Genomic DNA, 17330 nt, shown 5'->3' with positions numbered 1-17330 from the left:
GCCATGGAGCGTTGCAGGAAGAGGCGGCTGAATCCCCGCTTCGTGATTCTCTGCGCCGTGCTGGCGGCGCTGACTCTGGCGGTGATTGCCGCGGGCATCTCCAAGCTGCTGGGAGGCAGAGCCCTCCCGGCGGAGGAGACGCCGGTGCCGGACTATGTGGAAAAGGACTATCTCACGCCCAACGAGTGGTCCCGCCCCGGAGAGGCGCTGAAAAAGATAAAAGGCGTGGTGATCCACTACGTGGGCAACCCCGGCACCACGGCGCAGGCCAACCGGAATTACTTTGAGTCCCTGTCCTCCGGCAGCACGGCGACCTACGCCAGCAGCCATTTTATCATCGGGCTGGAGGGGGAGGTCATCCAGTGCGTCCCCCTGACGGAGATCGCCTACGCCTCCAACAGCCGCAACGACGACACGGTGTCTATTGAGGTCTGCCACCCGGACGAGACCGGGGTGTTCAGCCTCCCCTCCTATGAGCGGTGCGTGGAGCTGACAGCGTGGCTGTGTCACGAGTTCCGTCTGGACCCGAAGGAGGACGTGATCCGCCACTACGACGTAACAGGAAAGCTGTGCCCGCTGTATTACGTAGCGGACCCGGATGCCTGGGACGCCTTTTTGGAGGACGTGTCGGCGGCGGCGGACGCGCTGGAGGCTGCGGAACGCGAGGCCGAAAAAAATTTCTGAAAAATTTTCCGATAAAGTGAAACAAAACGGCCCGCTCTTTCGTCTTATTATATAGACGGGCTGTGTACCGTGGAAACGTGTGTAAAAATTTAGGAAGGGAGCCTTCTGAAATGGAGCAAACAAGGAATGCTGAAAATCTGTGGCGGGTGTGGGTGGACAACCACCGGCGCATCGTGTCCTTTCACGAGGAGGAGGGCTGCCAGCTCATGGAGTTCCGCAGCCGGGAGCTGTTTCTCAGCTGCGTGGAGCAGTACACCGGAAAGCAGTACAGATACCAGTAACAAAGAGGGGGCCGCGCAGCGGTCCCTCTCTTTGTGCCTCTGTCCCCCGGGGAAGATTTTTACCAGCCCTAACGGGCGGGGGAGAAAAAACCTCCCCCGCCCGAAGGGCGGTACACCCCCCGTCCCGCGCCCGAGGCGCGAACTCCTCCGCCCCTCCGCAGGAGCCCCCCTCACCTTCGATAAGGTGCAGGATCATCCGTAAGCCCCAGCAGGTAATCCACGCTGGTGCCGTAAAACATCGCCAGTGCGATCAGGGCGGAGCTGGGCACATCCAGCCCGCCGCTCTCATACCGGGAGTAAGTGGCCTGGGAGACGTGGAGCAGCCCCGCCAGGGCCCGCTGGGGCAGGTCCCGGTCCTCCCGCATATCCCGTATCCGCTGGTACATCCCACGCGCCTCCCATCCGTCGCTCTGCCGCCATTTTAGGATATGCGAAAATTGCATATTGATTTTTATACGATAATCGCATAAAATGGAAGACGGTATTTGTCGAAGCGGGGAGGGGACGGCTTTGCAGGCGCGGGGAGAAGAGCGGGTGTGGCGGATCTGGGTGAACGCGGAGGACCGCGTGGTGTCCTTCCACCAGGAGTCGGGGTTTCAGATGCTGGAGTTTCGCAGCTGGGAGTATTTTCAGGCGGCCATTGACCAATATACCCAGCAGCGGTACCGCTATCAGTGAGAAACCGGGAATCAGAAACCGAAATTTTGCGCAAAATCCGGTTGACAAACCAATAAAACGTGGTATGATACGGATAATTGAACAATCTGGCGTAGATAAGGACGAGTAACCGCTCCGGGACCCTGCCAAGAGAGCCGCCGTTTGGTGCGAGGCGGCGTGGGCCGGCGGCGAATATCCCCTTGGAGCCTCCCGCTGAAAGACGACGCGAGTAAGCGAGGACGTGTGGCGGGCGTTACTCCGCCGGCCCGTGACTGCGGGCCGTGAGGGGCCGCGTCCCGGAAGGTGGGCGGCAAGCGAGAGTGGTACCGCGGAGGATGCGCCTCCGTCTCTTATGAGGAGACGGAGGCGTTTTTGTTTTTCGAGGCCTTCCCCGGTCCCGGCGCAATTCAGAAAGGAAGCTGACAGAATGGAAGCCGTCAGAATCGTCATGCAGGACACCCCGGAAAAATTCCAGCCCCTGGCGGAGGCGCTGGTGCCGCCGCTGGTGGAGCTGCTGCGGCAGCGGAACGAGCTGGAACGAGAGATCTGCACCCGCTCCCTGAAGCTCCGGGAGGAACAGGCTGCGGCGGGGATTTCCCCCCACCAGTCCACCCCGGCGGAGGAATCGCTGTGGGAGGAGTACCGCCGCCGGTATCTGGAGCTGGTCGCTCCCCGCTGCACGGAGAAGCCGCTGCGATGGGGCGCGGCGAGGAGCTTCGGCAAGCCCGCCAAATACGACTACCTCTTCGGCGCTCCGGAGCCCACGGTCTATTTTACCATGAAGTCCGCCAAAAAGGCCCTGGTGTCCACGGAGAACCCCATCTCTTACAGCTACCGCTACCGTTTCATCCTGCGGCCCTTCGGGGACGAGTGGAAGATAGACGGCGCGGAGTGCGCCTTCGGCGGCCAGGAGGCGTGGGGCGTGGAACACACGATATAAGGAGGGCCCGATGAACTGTCCCAAATGCGGCGGGTTAATGGAGGAGGGCCGGCTGACCGCCGGAGGCTTTCAAATCCGCTGGGTGCCGGAGGGCGGTTATGACCTTTTGGACAAAGTGAAGATCAGCCGCTTCTCCCTGAGCCCCAAGGGCGTTCCCGCCTGGATCTGCCGGACCTGCCGCAGGGTCATGGCAGATTACTGAGAATACAAATTGCAATATCATAAAGGAGTAATACAAAATGGACTACAACAAGACCATCAATCTCCCCAAGACGGAATTCCCCATGCGGGCGGGCCTGCCCAAGCGGGAGCCGGAGATGCTCAAGCGCTGGGAGGCCGAGGACATCTACCACGAGCTTCTCAAGAAGAACGAGGGCAAGCCCCTCTTCAATCTCCACGACGGCCCTCCCTTCTCCAACGGCTCCATCCACATGGGCACCGCTATGAACAAAGCCATCAAGGACATCATCACCCGGTCCTACGCCATGCGGGGCTACTATACCCCCTATATCCCCGGCTGGGACAACCACGGCATGCCCATTGAGTCCGCCATCATCAAGCAGAACAAGCTCAACCGCAAGGCCATGAGCGTGCCGGAGTTCCGCTCCGCCTGCCACGAGTTCGCCCAGCACTACGTGGGCGTCCAGATGGAGGCCTTCAAGCGCATCGGCGTCGTGGGGGACTGGGACCACCCCTACCTGACCATGGACCCCGGCTTTGAGGCCGAGGAGGTGAAGGTTTTTGGCGAGATGTACAAGAAGGGGTATATCTACAAGGGCCTCAAGCCCGTGTACTGGTGCCCCCACGACGAGACCGCCCTGGCGGAGGCGGAGATCGAGTACCAGGACGACCCCTGCACCACCGTCTATGTGAAGTTCCCCATGCATGAGGATCAGGGGAAGCTGTCCCACCTGGATACAGCCAAGCTCTTCTTCGTCATCTGGACCACCACCATCTGGACTCTGCCGGGGAACCTGGCCATCGCCCTGCACCCCAGCGAGAGCTACGCCGTCGTCAAGGCCCCCAACGGCGAGAGCTACATCATGGCCGAGGCCCTGGTGGAGAAGGTCATGGGTCTGGGCGGCTTTGACACCTGGGAGATCGTGGAGACCCACCCCGGCAGCTTCTTCGAGAACATGGAGGCGGACCACCCCTTCCTGCCCAAGACCAGCCGCCTGGTGAACGCGGACTACGTCACCATGGACTCCGGCACCGGCTGCGTCCACACCGCCCCCGGCTTCGGCGCGGACGACTACCAGACCTGCAGGCGCTACAACATGGACATGGTGGTTCCCGTGGACGACCAGGGAAAGCACACCGACTACGCTGGAAAGTACGCCGGCATGTCCACCGACGAGTCCAACCCCGTGATTCTCGCCGACATGAAGGAGAGCGGCATGCTCTTCGCCTCTGAGGACATCGTCCACAGCTATCCCCACTGCTGGCGCTGCAAGCACCCCATCATCTTCCGGGCCACGCCCCAGTGGTTTTGCTCTGTGGAGTCCTTCAAGGACGAGGCCTGCGCGGCGGCGGACGAGGTCCGCTGGGTGCCCAAGTGGGGCATTGACCGGATGAAGTCCATGATCCGGGAGCGCACCGACTGGTGCATCTCCCGCCAGCGCCGCTGGGGCCTGCCCATCCCCGTGGTGTACTGCAGGGACTGCGGCAAGCCCGTCGTGACGGACGAGACCATCTCCGCCATCTCCGCCCTGTTTGCGGCGGAGGGCTCCAACGCCTGGTTTGAAAAGGACGCGGCGGACATCCTGCCCGGCGGCTTCGCCTGCCCCCACTGCGGCGGCAAATCCGGCTTTGACAAGGAGGAGGACACCCTGGACGGCTGGTTCGACTCCGGCTCCACCCACTTCGCCTCCATGAAGAAGGACCAGGGCTTCTGGCCCGCCACTATGTACCTGGAGGGGTTGGACCAGTACCGCGGGTGGTTCCAGAGCTCCCTGCTCACCGCCGTGGGCGCCTTCGGCAGGGGCGCGCCCTTCCGTGAGTGCGTCACCCACGGCTGGACTGTGGACGGCGAGGGCAAGGCCATGCACAAATCCGCCGGCAACGGCATGGACCCCGCCGAGGTTTTTGAGAAATACGGCGCGGACATCCTGCGCCTCTGGGCCGCCAACAGCGACTATCACGCCGACGTCCGCTGCTCCCACGAGATCTTCAAGCAGCTGAGTCAAAACTACCTGAAATTCCGCAACACCGCCCGGTACTGCCTGGGGAACCTCAGCGGCTTCGATCCCAACCGTCTCACCCCCGCCGCGGAGATGGAGGAGCTGGACCGCTGGGCCGTCGCCCGCCTGAACGCCCTGATGGAAAAGTGCTTCAAGGGCTATGACGAGTACGAGTTCCTCACCGTCACCCACGCCGTCAACGACTTCTGCGTGGTGGAGATGAGCAACTTCTATCTGGACATCATCAAGGACCGGCTCTACTGCGACGAGACAGACGGCCAAAGCCGCCGCAGCGCCCAGACCGCCCTGTTCCTGATTCTGGACACCATGACCAAGATCATGGCCCCCATCCTGTGCTTCACCTGCGACGAGATCTGGCAGGCCATGCCCCACCGGGAGAGCGACGACGGGCGGAACGTGCTGTTCAACGACATGAACCGGCCCTTTGCGGACTGCGCCCTGGACGAGGAGACGATGGAGCGGTGGAACAAGGTCATTAAACTGCGGGATGTCGTCAACCAGGCCCTGGAAACGGCCCGGAACGAGAAGAAGATCGGCAAGAGCCTGGAGGCGAAGGTCGTTCTCACGGTGCCCGCGTTTGAAACCGCGCTGGACGGAATGGACGCGGAAGCCCTGGCCGATATTCTCATCGTCTCCCAGGCGGAGGTGCGAAAGAGCGATATGAACGTTCTAAAGGTGGACGTGGAGCCCGCCGGCGGCGCCAAGTGCGAGCGCTGCTGGAAGCAGATTGCCTCCGTGGGCAGCGACAGCGCCCATCCCACCCTCTGTGCCCGCTGCGCCGCCGCCGTGGCGAGCATTCCGGAGTTCTGAGCCGCGCTCCTCCGAAAAAGAGGGGCCTTAAAGAAATTTGGCCCGCCCAGACGGCGCTCAATATCTGTGAATACGGCAGCGTGCGCCCCGGAATTCTCCGGGGCGCACGCTTTTATTCCACGGGGATCTGCTGTCCTCCCTCGGCCTTTTTCCGCCGTCCGCCCCGGCGGGGGCGGGTGACCTTGGCGGGCTTTTCCGCCTCGGCGGACTCCTCCGAGCCCTGAAAAATCTGCTTGAGGTGGCTGTACAGGGCGCTGCCCTGGGCCTCGCCGCACTCCCTGGCCAGGGCGTTGCGCAGGTCCTGGCGGTTTGCGGCCTTCAAAATAAAGGGCAGGTGGAGGCAGTCCTCAATGGAGGGCCGCAGGTCCACCTCCTGGAAGGCGTCGGCGTACCGGGCCCGCAGGGCGTCGATGGAGGCGGCGTAGCCCTTGTCCTGGCTGATGACATAGGCGTAGTCCGCCTCCCGCCGGCCCACCAGCACTCCCAGCTCTGTGATGATCTGAAAGTCAATGGAGTTCCTGCCGCCCCGGACGCTCTCGATGTACTGCACGTCCGCGGAGGTCCCGGCGCACAGCTTCTGAATCTTGCTGAGCGCCAGCCCCTCCTTCTGGTAGAAGACCAGAACCGTGTCCTGCTCGGAGAGCATTTCGATGCCCTTCAGACCTGTGCCGATGTTGTTGTCGCCGTCCACTAAAAAAATCATTTTCATACAAACGTAGTCTTTCTTCTGTTTTTATTTTGTCCCTCTCACAGGGAGATGGTTCATAGTATAACAAGTTTTCCGCAAAAGCGCAAGCAGATGTGGCTATACACCGCTCTGGGTTGATGCATTTGGAACTATCCTGAATGGGAGTTCCGTATACAATAATATGATCAACGGTTTATTATTGGAATTTTCTAAATGATAACTTCCCGTTTACCGGGCAGTCATCCATCAACAGGTAACTGCCCGCTTGGGCTGTTTTGACGAGCGGTTTGACAAAGAGACTTTCGGCAGCATCAATCTGAAAAGGGATAACTTTTTCCAGAACCTTCGCCCCATAGAGCAGGCAAAGCGAGACGGGGCTGCGCACTGCTCAATCAAACCTTTTCCTGGATGCCGGCGAGACCGTGACCATCTCGGCCGCCAATCCCCCAATCCGCCAGCGTGGACTTCGGCCTGATCGCCCCGGGCGGATTGTTCTATTCTTTCCCGAAAAAGCGGAGCAGATTTGTCCCATTCACAAAAATCCTGTGCAAAAGCAGCCAGCACGGACGCAAATGCGTCCGTGCCTCCTCCGCCTCAAAACAGCGGTCCCTGCCGCTCCCTCTTCAATCTCCGAATATCCTCCCCCACAAAGGGCAGCAGCTGGTACTCCCCCTCGATCCGCGAGGCAATCTGGGGCGAGTACCGCCGCCCCAGCTCGTTTGGCATCAAATTCGTGCTGAGAATCGTGGACCGCCGCTCCACCAGCCGCGTGTTGACGATCTCATACAGCGCGCTCTGCACAAAGGCCGTGGTCAGCTCCGTCCCCAGATCGTCCAAAATCAGCAGGTCGCACCGGAGCACCCGCTCCACGTCCTCCCCGGCCTCCTCCCGGCTGAATTTCTCGTCCTCAAACACCCGGAACACGTGCCCCGCCGTGTCGTACACCACGGACCACCCGGCCCCGCTCACCTCCCGGGCGATGGCGGCGGAGAGGTGGGTCTTTCCCAGCCCCGGCGCGCCGAAAAACAGCAGGTTCTCAAACCGGCGGCCAAACCGGTGGGCGAACTCCGCGCAGCTGTTGTACACCCGCTCCTCCATGTGGCTCCGGGCGGACCTCCGCTCCCCCGGCTCAACCCGGTCGGAGTACCACTCCAGGGAGAAGGTGTCAAAGCTCTGCCCTCCCAGGTCCAGCATCCGGCTCAGCTCCCTCTGCTGCTCCCGGGCGTAGTAGCCCCGCAGGCACCGGCACACGCCGCCGTCCCGATAGCCCGTGTCGCCGCACAGGGGACAGGCGGGCCTCTCCTCCAGGCAGTCCTCCGGCAGACCCAGCCGCTCCAGCAGGTCCCGCCGCTCCCGCTGGAGGCGCAGGTTCTCCACCCGCAGCCGCGCCACCTCCTCCGCCGGGTCCGTTCCCCGGCGGAAGGTGACGGTGACCAGCCGCCCCATGGCGGTGCGCAGCTCCCGCTCGATCTCCCGCAGCCGGGGGGCCTGCCGGAAGATGTCCTCCCGCCGCCGCGCCTCCCGCGCCTCCCGCGTCCGCCGGTCCTCCTCAAACGCCTGGAGGGCCCGGCGCATTACTTTTCCGTCGTAAGCCATCTCTTCTCTCCTTCATCCGGCCTCCGCCCCGCCGCTCAGACGTACTCCCAGGCCCCCCGTCCGCCGGTGGTCTTCGGCTTCCTGCCGCCGTCGCCTGCCTCCACCTCCTCCGGGGTGTGGAGACCCGCCTCGTGCCACCGCTTCAAAATGCCGTTTAAGTAGGGCCACTTCAATTCGTGGCACTTGAGCACCGTCTTGTCGTAGGCCAGGGCCACCGTCTCCGGCGGGAAGCCCATCTCCTGCCAGGCGGTGAGGTACTTCTCCTCCGACGCCGCCGGCATCCGCTCCCCCAGGCCCAGGACCCGCATGTACTGCGGCACGCGCTCCTGCCGCCGGGCGTAGTTTTTCAGGTACTCCGCCGCCGCTCCCTGGCTGTCAATGCCCATCCGGGCCCAGGCGTAGCCCTCCCGCTCGATCTGCTTCATCCCGGGGCGGCGGCCCGGGCCGTACCGCCGCTGCACCCGCTCCGCGCAGTGGCACACCAGCAGGTAGATCACGTCGGCGGGCAGCCCCAGGTAGTCGTTCAGCCCCAGCAGGACCCCCACGTCCGGGGCGGTGAGCTTCTTGCCCAGCTTCCGCTCCACCTCGGCGGTGAGGCTGCGGAACTCGGCGCTGCCCTCCAGCCGGTCGGCGATGTCCGTCTGCCGGTAGGCCGGCTTTTCCTCCGCCGGCTCCGGGGGCGGGTCCGCCTGGGCGATGAAGCCCAGCTGGCGCAGCACGTCCTCCGCCGCCTCAATGCGGGACCTGTCCCACCGCAGCTCCCCCGCCAGGGACCGGGGCGGAACGGCGCCCCGGCGGCGCAGGAGGGCCAGGTAGAGCAGGGCCGCGTCTCCGTCGCCCCGGTCCAGCAGCCGCCTGACCGCCTGGCCGGTGAGGGTGACGCCCTCGTCTCCGGTCTCCACCAATACGCTGGACATGGCCTGTCCCTCCCCTCTGCGCGGTTTTTGTCCTCCTATTCTACACGAAATTTCCTGGAAGGGCAAGCCCTGACCGGGGGTTTTCTCTCGGGGGTCCCCGCAGGGAAGGAGGATTTCGCGCCTCGGGCGCGGGACGGGGAAATCCGGCCTCGGGCCGGGGACGGGGGAGACCGCCCTTCGGGCGGGAGTGGGTTTTACTCGCCCTGACGGGCGGGGTGGATTTCAGCCATGATGATGGCTGGGCAATGCACCCCCCATTTTCTCTTTTTCTGCGCGCAGAAAAAGAGAAAACGGGCCGTGCACGGTCCAAAAGAGAAAAAGACGCTGGGGCGGAATTTGACCGCAGGGGTCAAATTCACCCAAATTACGGGGGCTGGCCTGAACTAGTGCCCATAAATCTTGCCGGTCTTCTGCCGGGTGCGCTTGACAGCGTACCTTGCGGGGGCGCTCCCCCGCATTTGCATCTGCCAACGGGGTTGTTTTGGTGCGTAGACGCAAGGCCTCCAGCGCCTCTTCCTGCGCTTCGCGCCTGGTCGGGCACGTGCGGGGAAGAGAGTTCGTCTACCGACGGTAGAAGGAGATCTGTCCAAACGGGACAGGCCAGGCGCGAAGCGCGGGAAGAGAAGCTAGGAGCCTTGCGTCAAAGAAGCAAAACAACCTCGTAGAAAGTACCGACTGCGGCGGAGCGCCAAAGGACGGTACAGAGTTAGACGCAGCCGGCAGAAGACCGGCAATTTACGAAAGCACCGATTCAGGCCAGCCCCCGTATCTTGGGCGAATTTGGCCCTCGCGGCCAAATTCCGCCCCAGCGTCTTTTTCTCTTTTGGACCGTGCACGGCCCGTTTTCTCTTTTTCTGCGCGCAGAAAAAGAGAAAATGGGGGGTGCATTGCCCAGCCATCATCATGGCTGAAATCCACCCCGCCCGTCAGGGCGAGAAAAAACCTCCCCCGCCCGAAGTGCGGTATACCCCCCGTACCGCCCCCATGGCGCGACTCCTCCCGGAATTTTTGTGAATTTTTTGGAAAAATCACCATTTTTTCTGGCATAAGGCCAGCTCATGTGCTATACTGTACGCTGTAAAATTGACATGACCCGCTCCATGTGTGAAGAAAGAGGAGGAATGTCTCATGGCAAACCGGGTGGTCGTAAATATCTGCGGCGATGATTATACCCTTGTGGCGGAGGAATCCCCCTCCTACATCCAGCGGGTGGGCTCCTATGTAGACGGAAAGATGCGTGAGACCATGGACGCCGCCAAGGTGGGCCGGGTCAACGCCGCCGTGCTCACCGCCGTCAACATCGCCGACGAGCTGATGAAGTCCCAGGAGACCGCGGAGCAGCTGCGGGGCCAGATCAAGGGCTATGCGGACGAGGCCGCCCAGGCCCAGTCCGAGGTCAGCGAGCTGAAGCGAGAGGTCTTCCGCCTCCAGCAGAAGCTGGAGCGGCAGAGCCGGTGATGCGCAGGCCGGAACTGCTGGCCCCCGCCGGTTCTCCGGAGGCCCTGCGGGCCGCCGCGGAAAACGGCGCGGACGCCGTGTACCTGGGCTGGGGCAGTTTTAACGCCCGCCGGGGCGCCAGGAACTTCTCTGACGAGGAGTTCGCGGAGGCCCTGGCCTATTGTCGCGTCCGGGGCGTGCGGGTCTTCCTCACATTGAACATCCTCTTGTCCGACCGGGAGCTTCCCGCCGCGCTGGAGGCCGCCCGAACCGCCTCCCGCCTGGGGGCGGACGCGGTGCTGGTCCAGGACTGGGGCCTTCTGGATCTGCTGCGCCAGACTCTGCCGGATCTGCCCCTTCACGCCAGCACCCAGATGAGCATCTTTACCTCCGGCGGCGCCCGGGAGGCCGCGGCGGACGGCTGCGAGCGGGTGGTCATCGCCCGGGAGTGCTCGGCGGAGGACACGGCGGCCATCATCCAAAACTGCCCCGCCGAGATCGAGGTCTTCGCCCACGGGGCCCTGTGCATGTGCTACTCCGGCCAGTGCGCCATGAGCGCGCTGATCGGCGGCCGCTCCGGCAACCGGGGCCGCTGCGCCCAGCCCTGCCGCCTGCCCTACGGGGTCAACGAGGCGGCGGGGGACCGCCGTCCCCTGAGCCTGAAGGACAACTGTCTTGCCGGAAGCCTGGGGGAGATGGCGGCCATGGGCGTCAGCTGCGTCAAGCTGGAGGGGCGGATGAAGCGGCCGGAGTACGTGGCCGCCGTCACCAACGTCTACGCCCGTCTGCTGGAGGAAAACCGGAAACCCACGGCGGAGGAGCGGGACATTCTGGAGCGGGCCTTCTCCCGCTCCGGCTTCACCGACGGCTACTGGCGGGGCCGGAGGGGCCCCGATCTCTTCGGCTTCCGCCCGGAGGACGCCGCTCCCCCGGCGGCGCCCGACCTTCCCAAAGTCGACCGCCGCATCCCCGTGGTCTTCACCGCGCTGGTCAGGGCGGGGGTCCCCTGCTCTTTGACGCTGGACGACGGCTTTGGGAACGATGTCACCGTTACCGGCCCCGTGCCGCAGCCCGCCGGAAACCGTCCCCTGACCCTGGAGGACCTGACCGCCCGGCTGGAGAAGACCGGCGGCACGCCCTACCTCTGCGTCATGGACGAGGACTCTTGGGTGGACCCAGGGCTGTACCTCTCCGCCGCCGCCGTCAACGCGCTGCGGCGGGACGCTCTGGACGCCCTCTCCGCCGCCCGGGCCGCGCCGCCCGCCCGCTGGGAGCGCCTCCCCCCGCCGCCCCTGCCGGAGACCGACTGCTCCGGGGACGTTCCCCAATTCACGCTCTCCGTCACAGACGCCGCCCAGCTGACCGGCGAACTGCTCTCCCTTCACCCCGCCCGCGTCTATGTGCCGCTGGAGGCGCTGGCCTCTCTCTCCGCCCTGCCGCAGGGGGATGCGGAGTGGTGCGCCATTCTGCCCCGGGTGTGGCGGGACCGGGACGAGCCTCAGCTGAAAGCCTGGCTGGATCACGCCAAGTCCCTGGGCGCTGCCGGGGCTCTGGCGGGCAATATTGGACATCTCCCCCTCCTGCGTGATTCCGGACTGTATATTTACGGTGATTTTGGACTAAACGTATTCAACAGCCGCGCCCTGGAGTACCTGCGGAAAAAGGATCTGCGCTCCGCCTGCGTCTCCTTCGAGCTGCGCTTCTCCCAGATCCGGGACATGCGAAAGCTCCTGCCGGCGGAGGCCATTGTCTACGGGCGCCTGCCCCTGATGATTACGGAGAACTGCCTGATCGAAAACAGCGGCTCCTGCCGCTGCAGCCGGCCCAACGTCCTCCGGGACCGCACCGGGGCCGCCTTCCCCCTGCTGCCCGCCTACGGCTGCCGGACGGAGGTCCAGAACGACCGCCCCCTCTGGCTGGCGGACCTGCCGGAGTGGCGGCGGCTGGGGCTGCGCTACGCCCGGCTGCGCTTCACCACGGAGAGTCCCGGGGAGTGCGTCCGGGTCTTTCGCGCCTATCTCAGCGGAGAGGCCCCCAAGGGCGAGTTTACCCGGGGCCTCTGCAGGCGGGGCGTGGAGTGAGGGGATCAAACCCGTTTTGTATGCTGCGCCGCAAAAAATGCAAGGCATTTACTGAATTGGAGTATTACAATGGAAGAATTGAAGGTAAAATATTTTACAGACCAGATTGACGAGCTGTGCTATGTGGCGGGGAAATCCGACTGGATTGACCTCCATGCCGCGGAGGAAGTGACGATGAAGGCCGGGGAATTCCGGCTCATCCCCCTGGGCGTGGCCATCGCCCTGCCGCAGGGGTACGAGGCCCACGTGGTGCCCCGCAGCTCCACGTTTAAGCATTACGGCCTCCTCCAGGCCAACTCCATGGGCATCGTGGATTATACCTACCGCGGGGACAACGACCAGTGGTTCCTCCCGGTCTACGCCACCCGGGACGTGACGGTGGAGCTGAACGCCCGCATCTGCCAGTTCCGGATCATGCAGAATCAGCCTCCGCTGAAGTTCACCCGGGTGGAGCGGCTGGAGGGTCCCGACCGGGGCGGCTTCGGCTCTACGGGGAGATAGGAGGGCGGCGCTGTGGCAAACATCGTACTGGCCTCCGCCTCCCCCCGGCGGCAGGAGCTTCTGCGCCGCATCGGCATTGCGGATTTCGACGTCCGGGTGCCGGAGGCGGACGAGACCTTTCCCGAGGGGCTGACGCCGCCGGAGGTGGTGGCCCATATCTCCCGGGGGAAGGCGGACGCGGCCGCGGCCCTGTGCACACCGGAGGAGATCGTCATCACCGCCGACACCATGGTCTTTCTGGACCGCCAGCGGCTGGGCAAGCCCGCGGACGAGGCGGACGCCCTGCGGATGCTCACCGCCCTCCAGGGGCGGCGGCACACCGTCTGCACCGGCGTCACCGTCCGGCAGGGGGACAGCTGCCTCACGGAGTCCGAGTCCACGGACGTGTACTTCCGCCCTGCCTCCCGGCGGGAGCTGCTGGCCTATATCCAAACCGGCGAGCCCATGGACAAGGCCGGGGCCTACGGGGTCCAGGGCAAGGGGGCGCTGCTGGTGGAGCGGCTGGACGGCGACTTTTTCAACGTCATGGGCCTCCCCGTCCTGCGGCTGAGCCGGATGCTGGAGAAGTTCGGCGTTCTTCTTTTGAATTAGGAATGAGGACTTAGGAATTGAAAGATTTTCTGAAAAACAACGGTCTTTGGATTTTGTTTGCCGGAGCGGTCATCTCCGTGGCGCTGGCGCTGATGTCCTATTTCAGCACCACCTCCGCCCCGTTGGTGAACGCGGTGAATGTCCTGGTGTCTCCCTTTCGCTCGGCCTATACCGCCGTGGCCGCCTGGTTCAATGACAAGCAGAATTACTACCGGGACACCACGGATCTTCTGGAGGAGAACGACGCCCTGCGCAAGCGCATTGCCGAGCTGGAGGCAGACCTCCGCCAGGCGGAGGACGACAGCAAGGAGAACGAGGTCCTGCGCGACGCTCTGGAGCTGCGCAAGCAGCGGCGGGACCTAGAGCTAGAGAGCGCCATGATTACGGAGCGGTCTGTGACCAACTGGACCTCCTCCCTGACGCTGAACAAGGGCACCAGTCACGGCGTGGAGAGCGGCGATGCGGTGATCGACGGCGCCGGCAGCCTGGTGGGCGTGGTCCGGGAGGTGGGGCTGAACTGGTGCACTGTGCTGACCATTGTGGACACGGACACCTCCCTGGGCGCCCAGGTGTTCCGCACCAAGGATCTGGCCCTGGCCGTGGGGAATTTCTCCCTGATGGAGGAGAGCCGGCTGCGGCTGGAGTTTCTGCCCGCCGGGTGCCAGCTGCTCACCGGCGATCTGGTGCAGACCTCGGGCCTGGGCGGCTACTATCCCTCAGGCCTTGTCATCGGCACGGTGGAGGAGATCCTGGTGGACGACTCCGGCGCCGCATCCTATGCCATTTTGACTCCCGCGGCGGACCTCTCCTCCCTGACGGAGGTCTTTGTCATCAAGTCCTTTGACATTGTCACCTGAGAGCTGTATTCCCAGGCCTTGAACGCCCTTTGGCAGACAAGGCCCCAAAGCCCCGCTTTTCCCTGAGACCCCGGCGCCCCTCTGCGGCCCTTCCCGCCGGCAGAACGGGGCAATTTCCACCTGAGAGGACGGTGCGCCCGTGCTGGCACGAAACGAGACGATTTTCAAATGGTTCCTCTATTCCGCCGCCGCCGTGCTGTGCCTGACGGTGCAGGGCGCCGTTTTCCAGCGCTTCACGCTCTGGGGCGTGATCCCCTTTATCTGCCCGCTGCTGGCGTCCATTCCCGCCACCTGGGAAAGCCCCGCTGCGGGCACGCTCTTCGCCCTGGCGGTGGGCGTGACCTGCGACCTGCTGCTGCCGGCTCCCATTCCCTGCTTTTACACGCTGGTGTTCCCCCTGGCTGGGCTCTTGTCCTCCCTTCTCTCCCACAGCATCCTGCGTCCCGGATTCCTCTGCTCCCTTGCCGCCGCCGCCATCGCCTTCGCCCTGACGGACGGCTTCGCCTGCTTCGTCCTCTGGAGCCGGGGCAAGGCCGCCTGGGAGGCCGGGGCCTTTGTGGCCCTGCGGGAGTTCTGCGTCGCCCTGCCCTGGAGCATCCCCGTCACGCTGCTGTTCCGGGCGGTATTCCGCCGCACCCATCCCGACGACTGACCGCCCAAAAGGAGTTCCTATGGATCAACACGAATCCCGCAGCCTCCGCCTCTACGTTCTGGGGGCCTTTCTGGTGGCCGTCCTGCTGGTCTACCTGGGCGTTTTGTACAGCGTCCAGGTGGTTCACTACCAGGACTACGCCACCCAGTCCGTCCACTCCATCCTCCGGCCGGAGACGGTGGAGGCCTCCCGGGGCATCATCACCGACCGCAACGGCCGGACCCTGGTATCCAACCGCTCCACCTACAACCTGACCTTCGACCCCAGCCTTCTGAAAGAGGGCGAGGACCAGAACGAGGCCATCCTCCGCCTGATTCAATTATGCCAGGCCAACGGCGTGGAGTGGATCGAAAACCTGCCCATCTCCCGCCGCCTGCCCTATACCTACACCCTGGACCAGCTGGGGGACCCGGTGCTCAAAAGCCGCTTCCTCTCCTACCTCAAGGACCTGAAGCCCTCCCGGGAGGCTCTGACCGCCTACCTTCTCCAGCGCCCGGAGACGGTGGCCCCCCGTAATGCGGACGACCCGCCCCTGCCGGTGCTCCCGGAGCCCGAGGGCGAGCTGACGGAGGAGCAGGAGGCCGCGCGGCAGCGGCAGCTGGGGGAGGAGCTGCTGGATCTTCTCTCCACCAAGCACCTCACCGCCACGCTCCTCACCGGCGCGGGCATCACCCCTCAGACCCTGCTGGAGTGGATGCGTGAGGATTTCGGCCTCTCCCCCTCCCTCTCCCTGGGGGAGGCCCGGCTGGTGCTGGGCATCCAGTACGAGCTGTACCTCCGCCGCCTGGTCAACACCGTGGCCTACATTCTGGCGGAGGACATCGACATGGAGTTCATCTCCCTGATTAACGACGGCGGCTACTCCGGCGCCAAGGTCACCAGCTCCTACGCCCGGGAGATCGAGACCTCCGCCGCTCCCCACATCCTGGGCATGGTGGGCCCCATCTACGCCGAGGACGACCTGGAGGCCCTGCGGGCCAAGGGGTACAACGGCGACGATACCATTGGCCGCTCCGGCGCGGAGGCTGCTTTTGAGGACTATCTCCGGGGCACCGACGGGCGGCGGGTGGTCTCCGTCAACAGCGACGGAAAGATCACCGGCGAGTACTACACCCGCGACCCCCAGCCCGGCTACAACGTGGAGCTGACCATCGACCTGAAATTCCAGCAGGTGGCGGAGGAGGCCCTGGCCGCCACTGTCTCCGCCATGAGCGAAAAGGACGGCAACACCACCCGCGGCGCAGGGCTGGCGGTGGTGAAGGTGGGCAGCGGCGAGGTGCTGGCTCTGGTCTCCTATCCCACCTACGACCTCTCCGCCTATATTCAGGACAGCGCCTACCGGGGCCAGCTGAACAGCGACGAGTCCCGCCCCCTGATGAACCGGGCCACCACAGGCCGCTACTCCCCCGGCTCCACCTACAAGCCCATGATTGCGGTGGCGGCCCTGGAGGAGGGCGTGGTAACCCTGAACGAGCGGATTCTGGACACCGGCTACTGGCGCTATCCGGACATTGTTGCCGGCACCGGCGAGTGGGGCTGGTGGTGCTGGAACCGCGGCGGCCACGGGCGGCTCAACGTGACCCAGGCCGTCACCGCCTCCTGCAACACCTTCTTCTATGAGATGGGCTACCGCCTGGGGATCGAGAAGATCGAAGAGTACGCCGACGCCTTCGGCTTTGGAAAGAGCACGGGCATTGAGATCGGCGACAACCCCGGCCTGGTGGCGGGTCCGGAGGAAAAGGAGGCCCGGGGCGAGATCTGGTACGGCGGCGACACTGTCCAGGCCGCCATCGGCCAGGGCCACAACCTCTTCACCCCCCTTCAGATCGCCAACTATATGGCCACCCTGGTCTCCGGCGGCAGGCACTATGACGCCCATCTGCTGAAAACCGCCAAGACCTACGACAACTCCCAGGTGGTGGCCACGGGCAGCAAGGAGCCCTCCAACGTCATTGAGATCAGCGACGCCACACTGGACGCCGTCAAAACCGGCATGCACAACCTGACCACCAGCACCCTGGCGCCCTATTTCCGCAATTGCGTGGTGGATGCCGGCGCCAAGACCGGCACCGCCCAGCTGGGCGCCAACATCACCAACAACGGCGTGTTCGTCTGCTTCGCCCCCTACGACGAGCCGGAGATCGCCGTCGCTCTGGTCATTGAGCAGGGCAACTCCGGCGCACAGCTGGCCTCCACGGCCGTCAACGTCATCAACGCCTACTTCATCCCCGACGAGGCCGAGACCGCCGTCACCGGGGAAAACCATCTGCTTCCCTGACCCCTCCGCACGTTTAAGAAGCTGTATGGCCTGTTCGCAGGCGCCCAAGCGCATACCTTAAAACCTGTATTCACAGGCGTTGAACCAGTCCCCGCGGGAAAAGACGCCTTGAGCCGGCTTTCGCCGGTTTGAAAACAGACTCCGGAAATAGGCGGCAGG

19 protein-coding genes are annotated in these 17330 nt (G+C 64.2%); 13 read left to right on the top strand and 6 right to left on the bottom strand.

Annotated elements, in window-relative coordinates; translation table 11 throughout:
- Positions 1-3: 3 nt before the first annotated feature.
- On the top strand, positions 4-684 hold the full coding sequence (locus C816_RS09845) for a peptidoglycan recognition protein family protein (protein WP_016322249.1): 681 nt from the start codon (positions 4-6) through the stop codon (positions 682-684).
- A 110-nt stretch (positions 685-794) separates the two neighbouring features.
- Positions 795-965, top strand: coding sequence for a hypothetical protein (locus C816_RS24265; protein WP_016322248.1), 171 nt, complete (start codon positions 795-797; stop codon positions 963-965).
- 170 nt (positions 966-1135) lie between these two features.
- Here the strand turns inward: C816_RS24265 and C816_RS09840 are convergent, their stop codons facing one another.
- Positions 1136-1351: a helix-turn-helix domain-containing protein gene (locus C816_RS09840; protein ID WP_016322247.1), complete on the bottom strand. Its 216-nt coding sequence runs from the start codon at positions 1349-1351 to the stop codon at positions 1136-1138.
- A 124-nt stretch (positions 1352-1475) separates the two neighbouring features.
- Here C816_RS09840 and C816_RS24260 point away from each other — a divergent pair, with 124 nt between their 5' ends.
- The 4 genes from C816_RS24260 (at position 1476) to ileS (ending at position 5573) form a co-directional block, all read left to right on the top strand.
- Positions 1476-1643 (top strand): hypothetical protein, encoded by a 168-nt coding sequence (locus C816_RS24260; RefSeq protein ID WP_016322246.1) that lies wholly within the window; start codon positions 1476-1478, stop codon positions 1641-1643.
- A gap of 406 nt (positions 1644-2049) precedes the next feature.
- Entirely contained in the window at positions 2050-2562 is a 513-nt protein-coding gene (locus C816_RS09835; protein ID WP_016322245.1) for a hypothetical protein, read from the top strand.
- A gap of 10 nt (positions 2563-2572) precedes the next feature.
- Positions 2573-2764: a PF20097 family protein gene (locus C816_RS09830; RefSeq protein WP_016322244.1), complete on the top strand. Its 192-nt coding sequence runs from the start codon at positions 2573-2575 to the stop codon at positions 2762-2764.
- Positions 2765-2801: 37 nt separating this feature from the next.
- Positions 2802-5573: an isoleucine--tRNA ligase gene (gene ileS, locus C816_RS09825; protein ID WP_016322243.1), complete on the top strand. Its 2772-nt coding sequence runs from the start codon at positions 2802-2804 to the stop codon at positions 5571-5573.
- A 112-nt stretch (positions 5574-5685) separates the two neighbouring features.
- On the opposite strand, the gene C816_RS09820 is transcribed toward ileS, so the two are convergent.
- The 5 genes from C816_RS09820 to C816_RS09805 all read right to left on the bottom strand — a co-directional run bounded on the left by C816_RS09820 (position 5686) and on the right by C816_RS09805 (position 9821).
- Positions 5686-6282 carry a PIN domain-containing protein gene (locus C816_RS09820; protein ID WP_016322242.1) on the bottom strand — a complete coding sequence of 199 codons (597 nt, stop codon included), beginning with the start codon at positions 6280-6282 and terminating at the stop codon, positions 5686-5688.
- A gap of 573 nt (positions 6283-6855) precedes the next feature.
- Positions 6856-7857 (bottom strand): ATP-binding protein, encoded by a 1002-nt coding sequence (locus C816_RS09815; protein ID WP_016322241.1) that lies wholly within the window; start codon positions 7855-7857, stop codon positions 6856-6858.
- A 35-nt stretch (positions 7858-7892) separates the two neighbouring features.
- Positions 7893-8774 carry a DnaD domain protein gene (locus C816_RS09810; RefSeq protein WP_016322240.1) on the bottom strand — a complete coding sequence of 294 codons (882 nt, stop codon included), beginning with the start codon at positions 8772-8774 and terminating at the stop codon, positions 7893-7895.
- Between the two features lie 222 nt (positions 8775-8996).
- On the bottom strand, positions 8997-9137 hold the full coding sequence (locus tag C816_RS24525; RefSeq protein ID WP_207636916.1) for a hypothetical protein: 141 nt from the start codon (positions 9135-9137) through the stop codon (positions 8997-8999).
- 372 nt (positions 9138-9509) lie between these two features.
- Positions 9510-9821, bottom strand: a complete 312-nt coding sequence (locus tag C816_RS09805; protein ID WP_040655163.1) for a hypothetical protein — start codon at positions 9819-9821, stop codon at positions 9510-9512.
- An 81-nt stretch (positions 9822-9902) separates the two neighbouring features.
- Here C816_RS09805 and C816_RS09800 point away from each other — a divergent pair, with 81 nt between their 5' ends.
- The 7 genes from C816_RS09800 to C816_RS09770 all read left to right on the top strand — a co-directional run bounded on the left by C816_RS09800 (position 9903) and on the right by C816_RS09770 (position 17171).
- A complete protein-coding gene (locus tag C816_RS09800) occupies positions 9903-10232 on the top strand; it encodes a cell division protein ZapA (protein WP_016322239.1) in 330 nt (109 codons plus the stop codon).
- Entirely contained in the window at positions 10232-12292 is a 2061-nt protein-coding gene (locus tag C816_RS09795) for a U32 family peptidase (RefSeq protein ID WP_016322238.1), read from the top strand. The genes C816_RS09800 and C816_RS09795 overlap by 1 nt, the downstream gene beginning before the upstream one ends.
- Positions 12293-12361: 69 nt before the next feature.
- Positions 12362-12793, top strand: a complete 432-nt coding sequence (locus tag C816_RS09790) for a dUTP diphosphatase (protein ID WP_016322237.1) — start codon at positions 12362-12364, stop codon at positions 12791-12793.
- A 12-nt stretch (positions 12794-12805) separates the two neighbouring features.
- On the top strand, positions 12806-13384 hold the full coding sequence (locus tag C816_RS09785; RefSeq protein ID WP_016322236.1) for a Maf family protein: 579 nt from the start codon (positions 12806-12808) through the stop codon (positions 13382-13384).
- A 17-nt stretch (positions 13385-13401) separates the two neighbouring features.
- On the top strand, positions 13402-14241 hold the full coding sequence (mreC, locus tag C816_RS09780) for a rod shape-determining protein MreC (RefSeq protein ID WP_016322235.1): 840 nt from the start codon (positions 13402-13404) through the stop codon (positions 14239-14241).
- A 139-nt stretch (positions 14242-14380) separates the two neighbouring features.
- Positions 14381-14893 (top strand): hypothetical protein, encoded by a 513-nt coding sequence (locus C816_RS09775; RefSeq protein ID WP_016322234.1) that lies wholly within the window; start codon positions 14381-14383, stop codon positions 14891-14893.
- A gap of 19 nt (positions 14894-14912) precedes the next feature.
- Complete coding sequence (locus tag C816_RS09770) at positions 14913-17171, top strand: penicillin-binding transpeptidase domain-containing protein (protein WP_016322233.1); 2259 nt, start codon at positions 14913-14915, stop codon at positions 17169-17171.
- The last annotated feature ends 159 nt before the right edge of the window (positions 17172-17330 follow it).

Origin of the sequence: Oscillibacter sp. 1-3, assembly GCF_000403435.2 — a bacterium.
Lineage (GTDB): Bacteria > Bacillota > Clostridia > Oscillospirales > Oscillospiraceae > Oscillibacter.
Note: the sequence above shows the minus strand (reverse complement) of the source record. Positions and strands in the feature narration are given on the sequence as shown.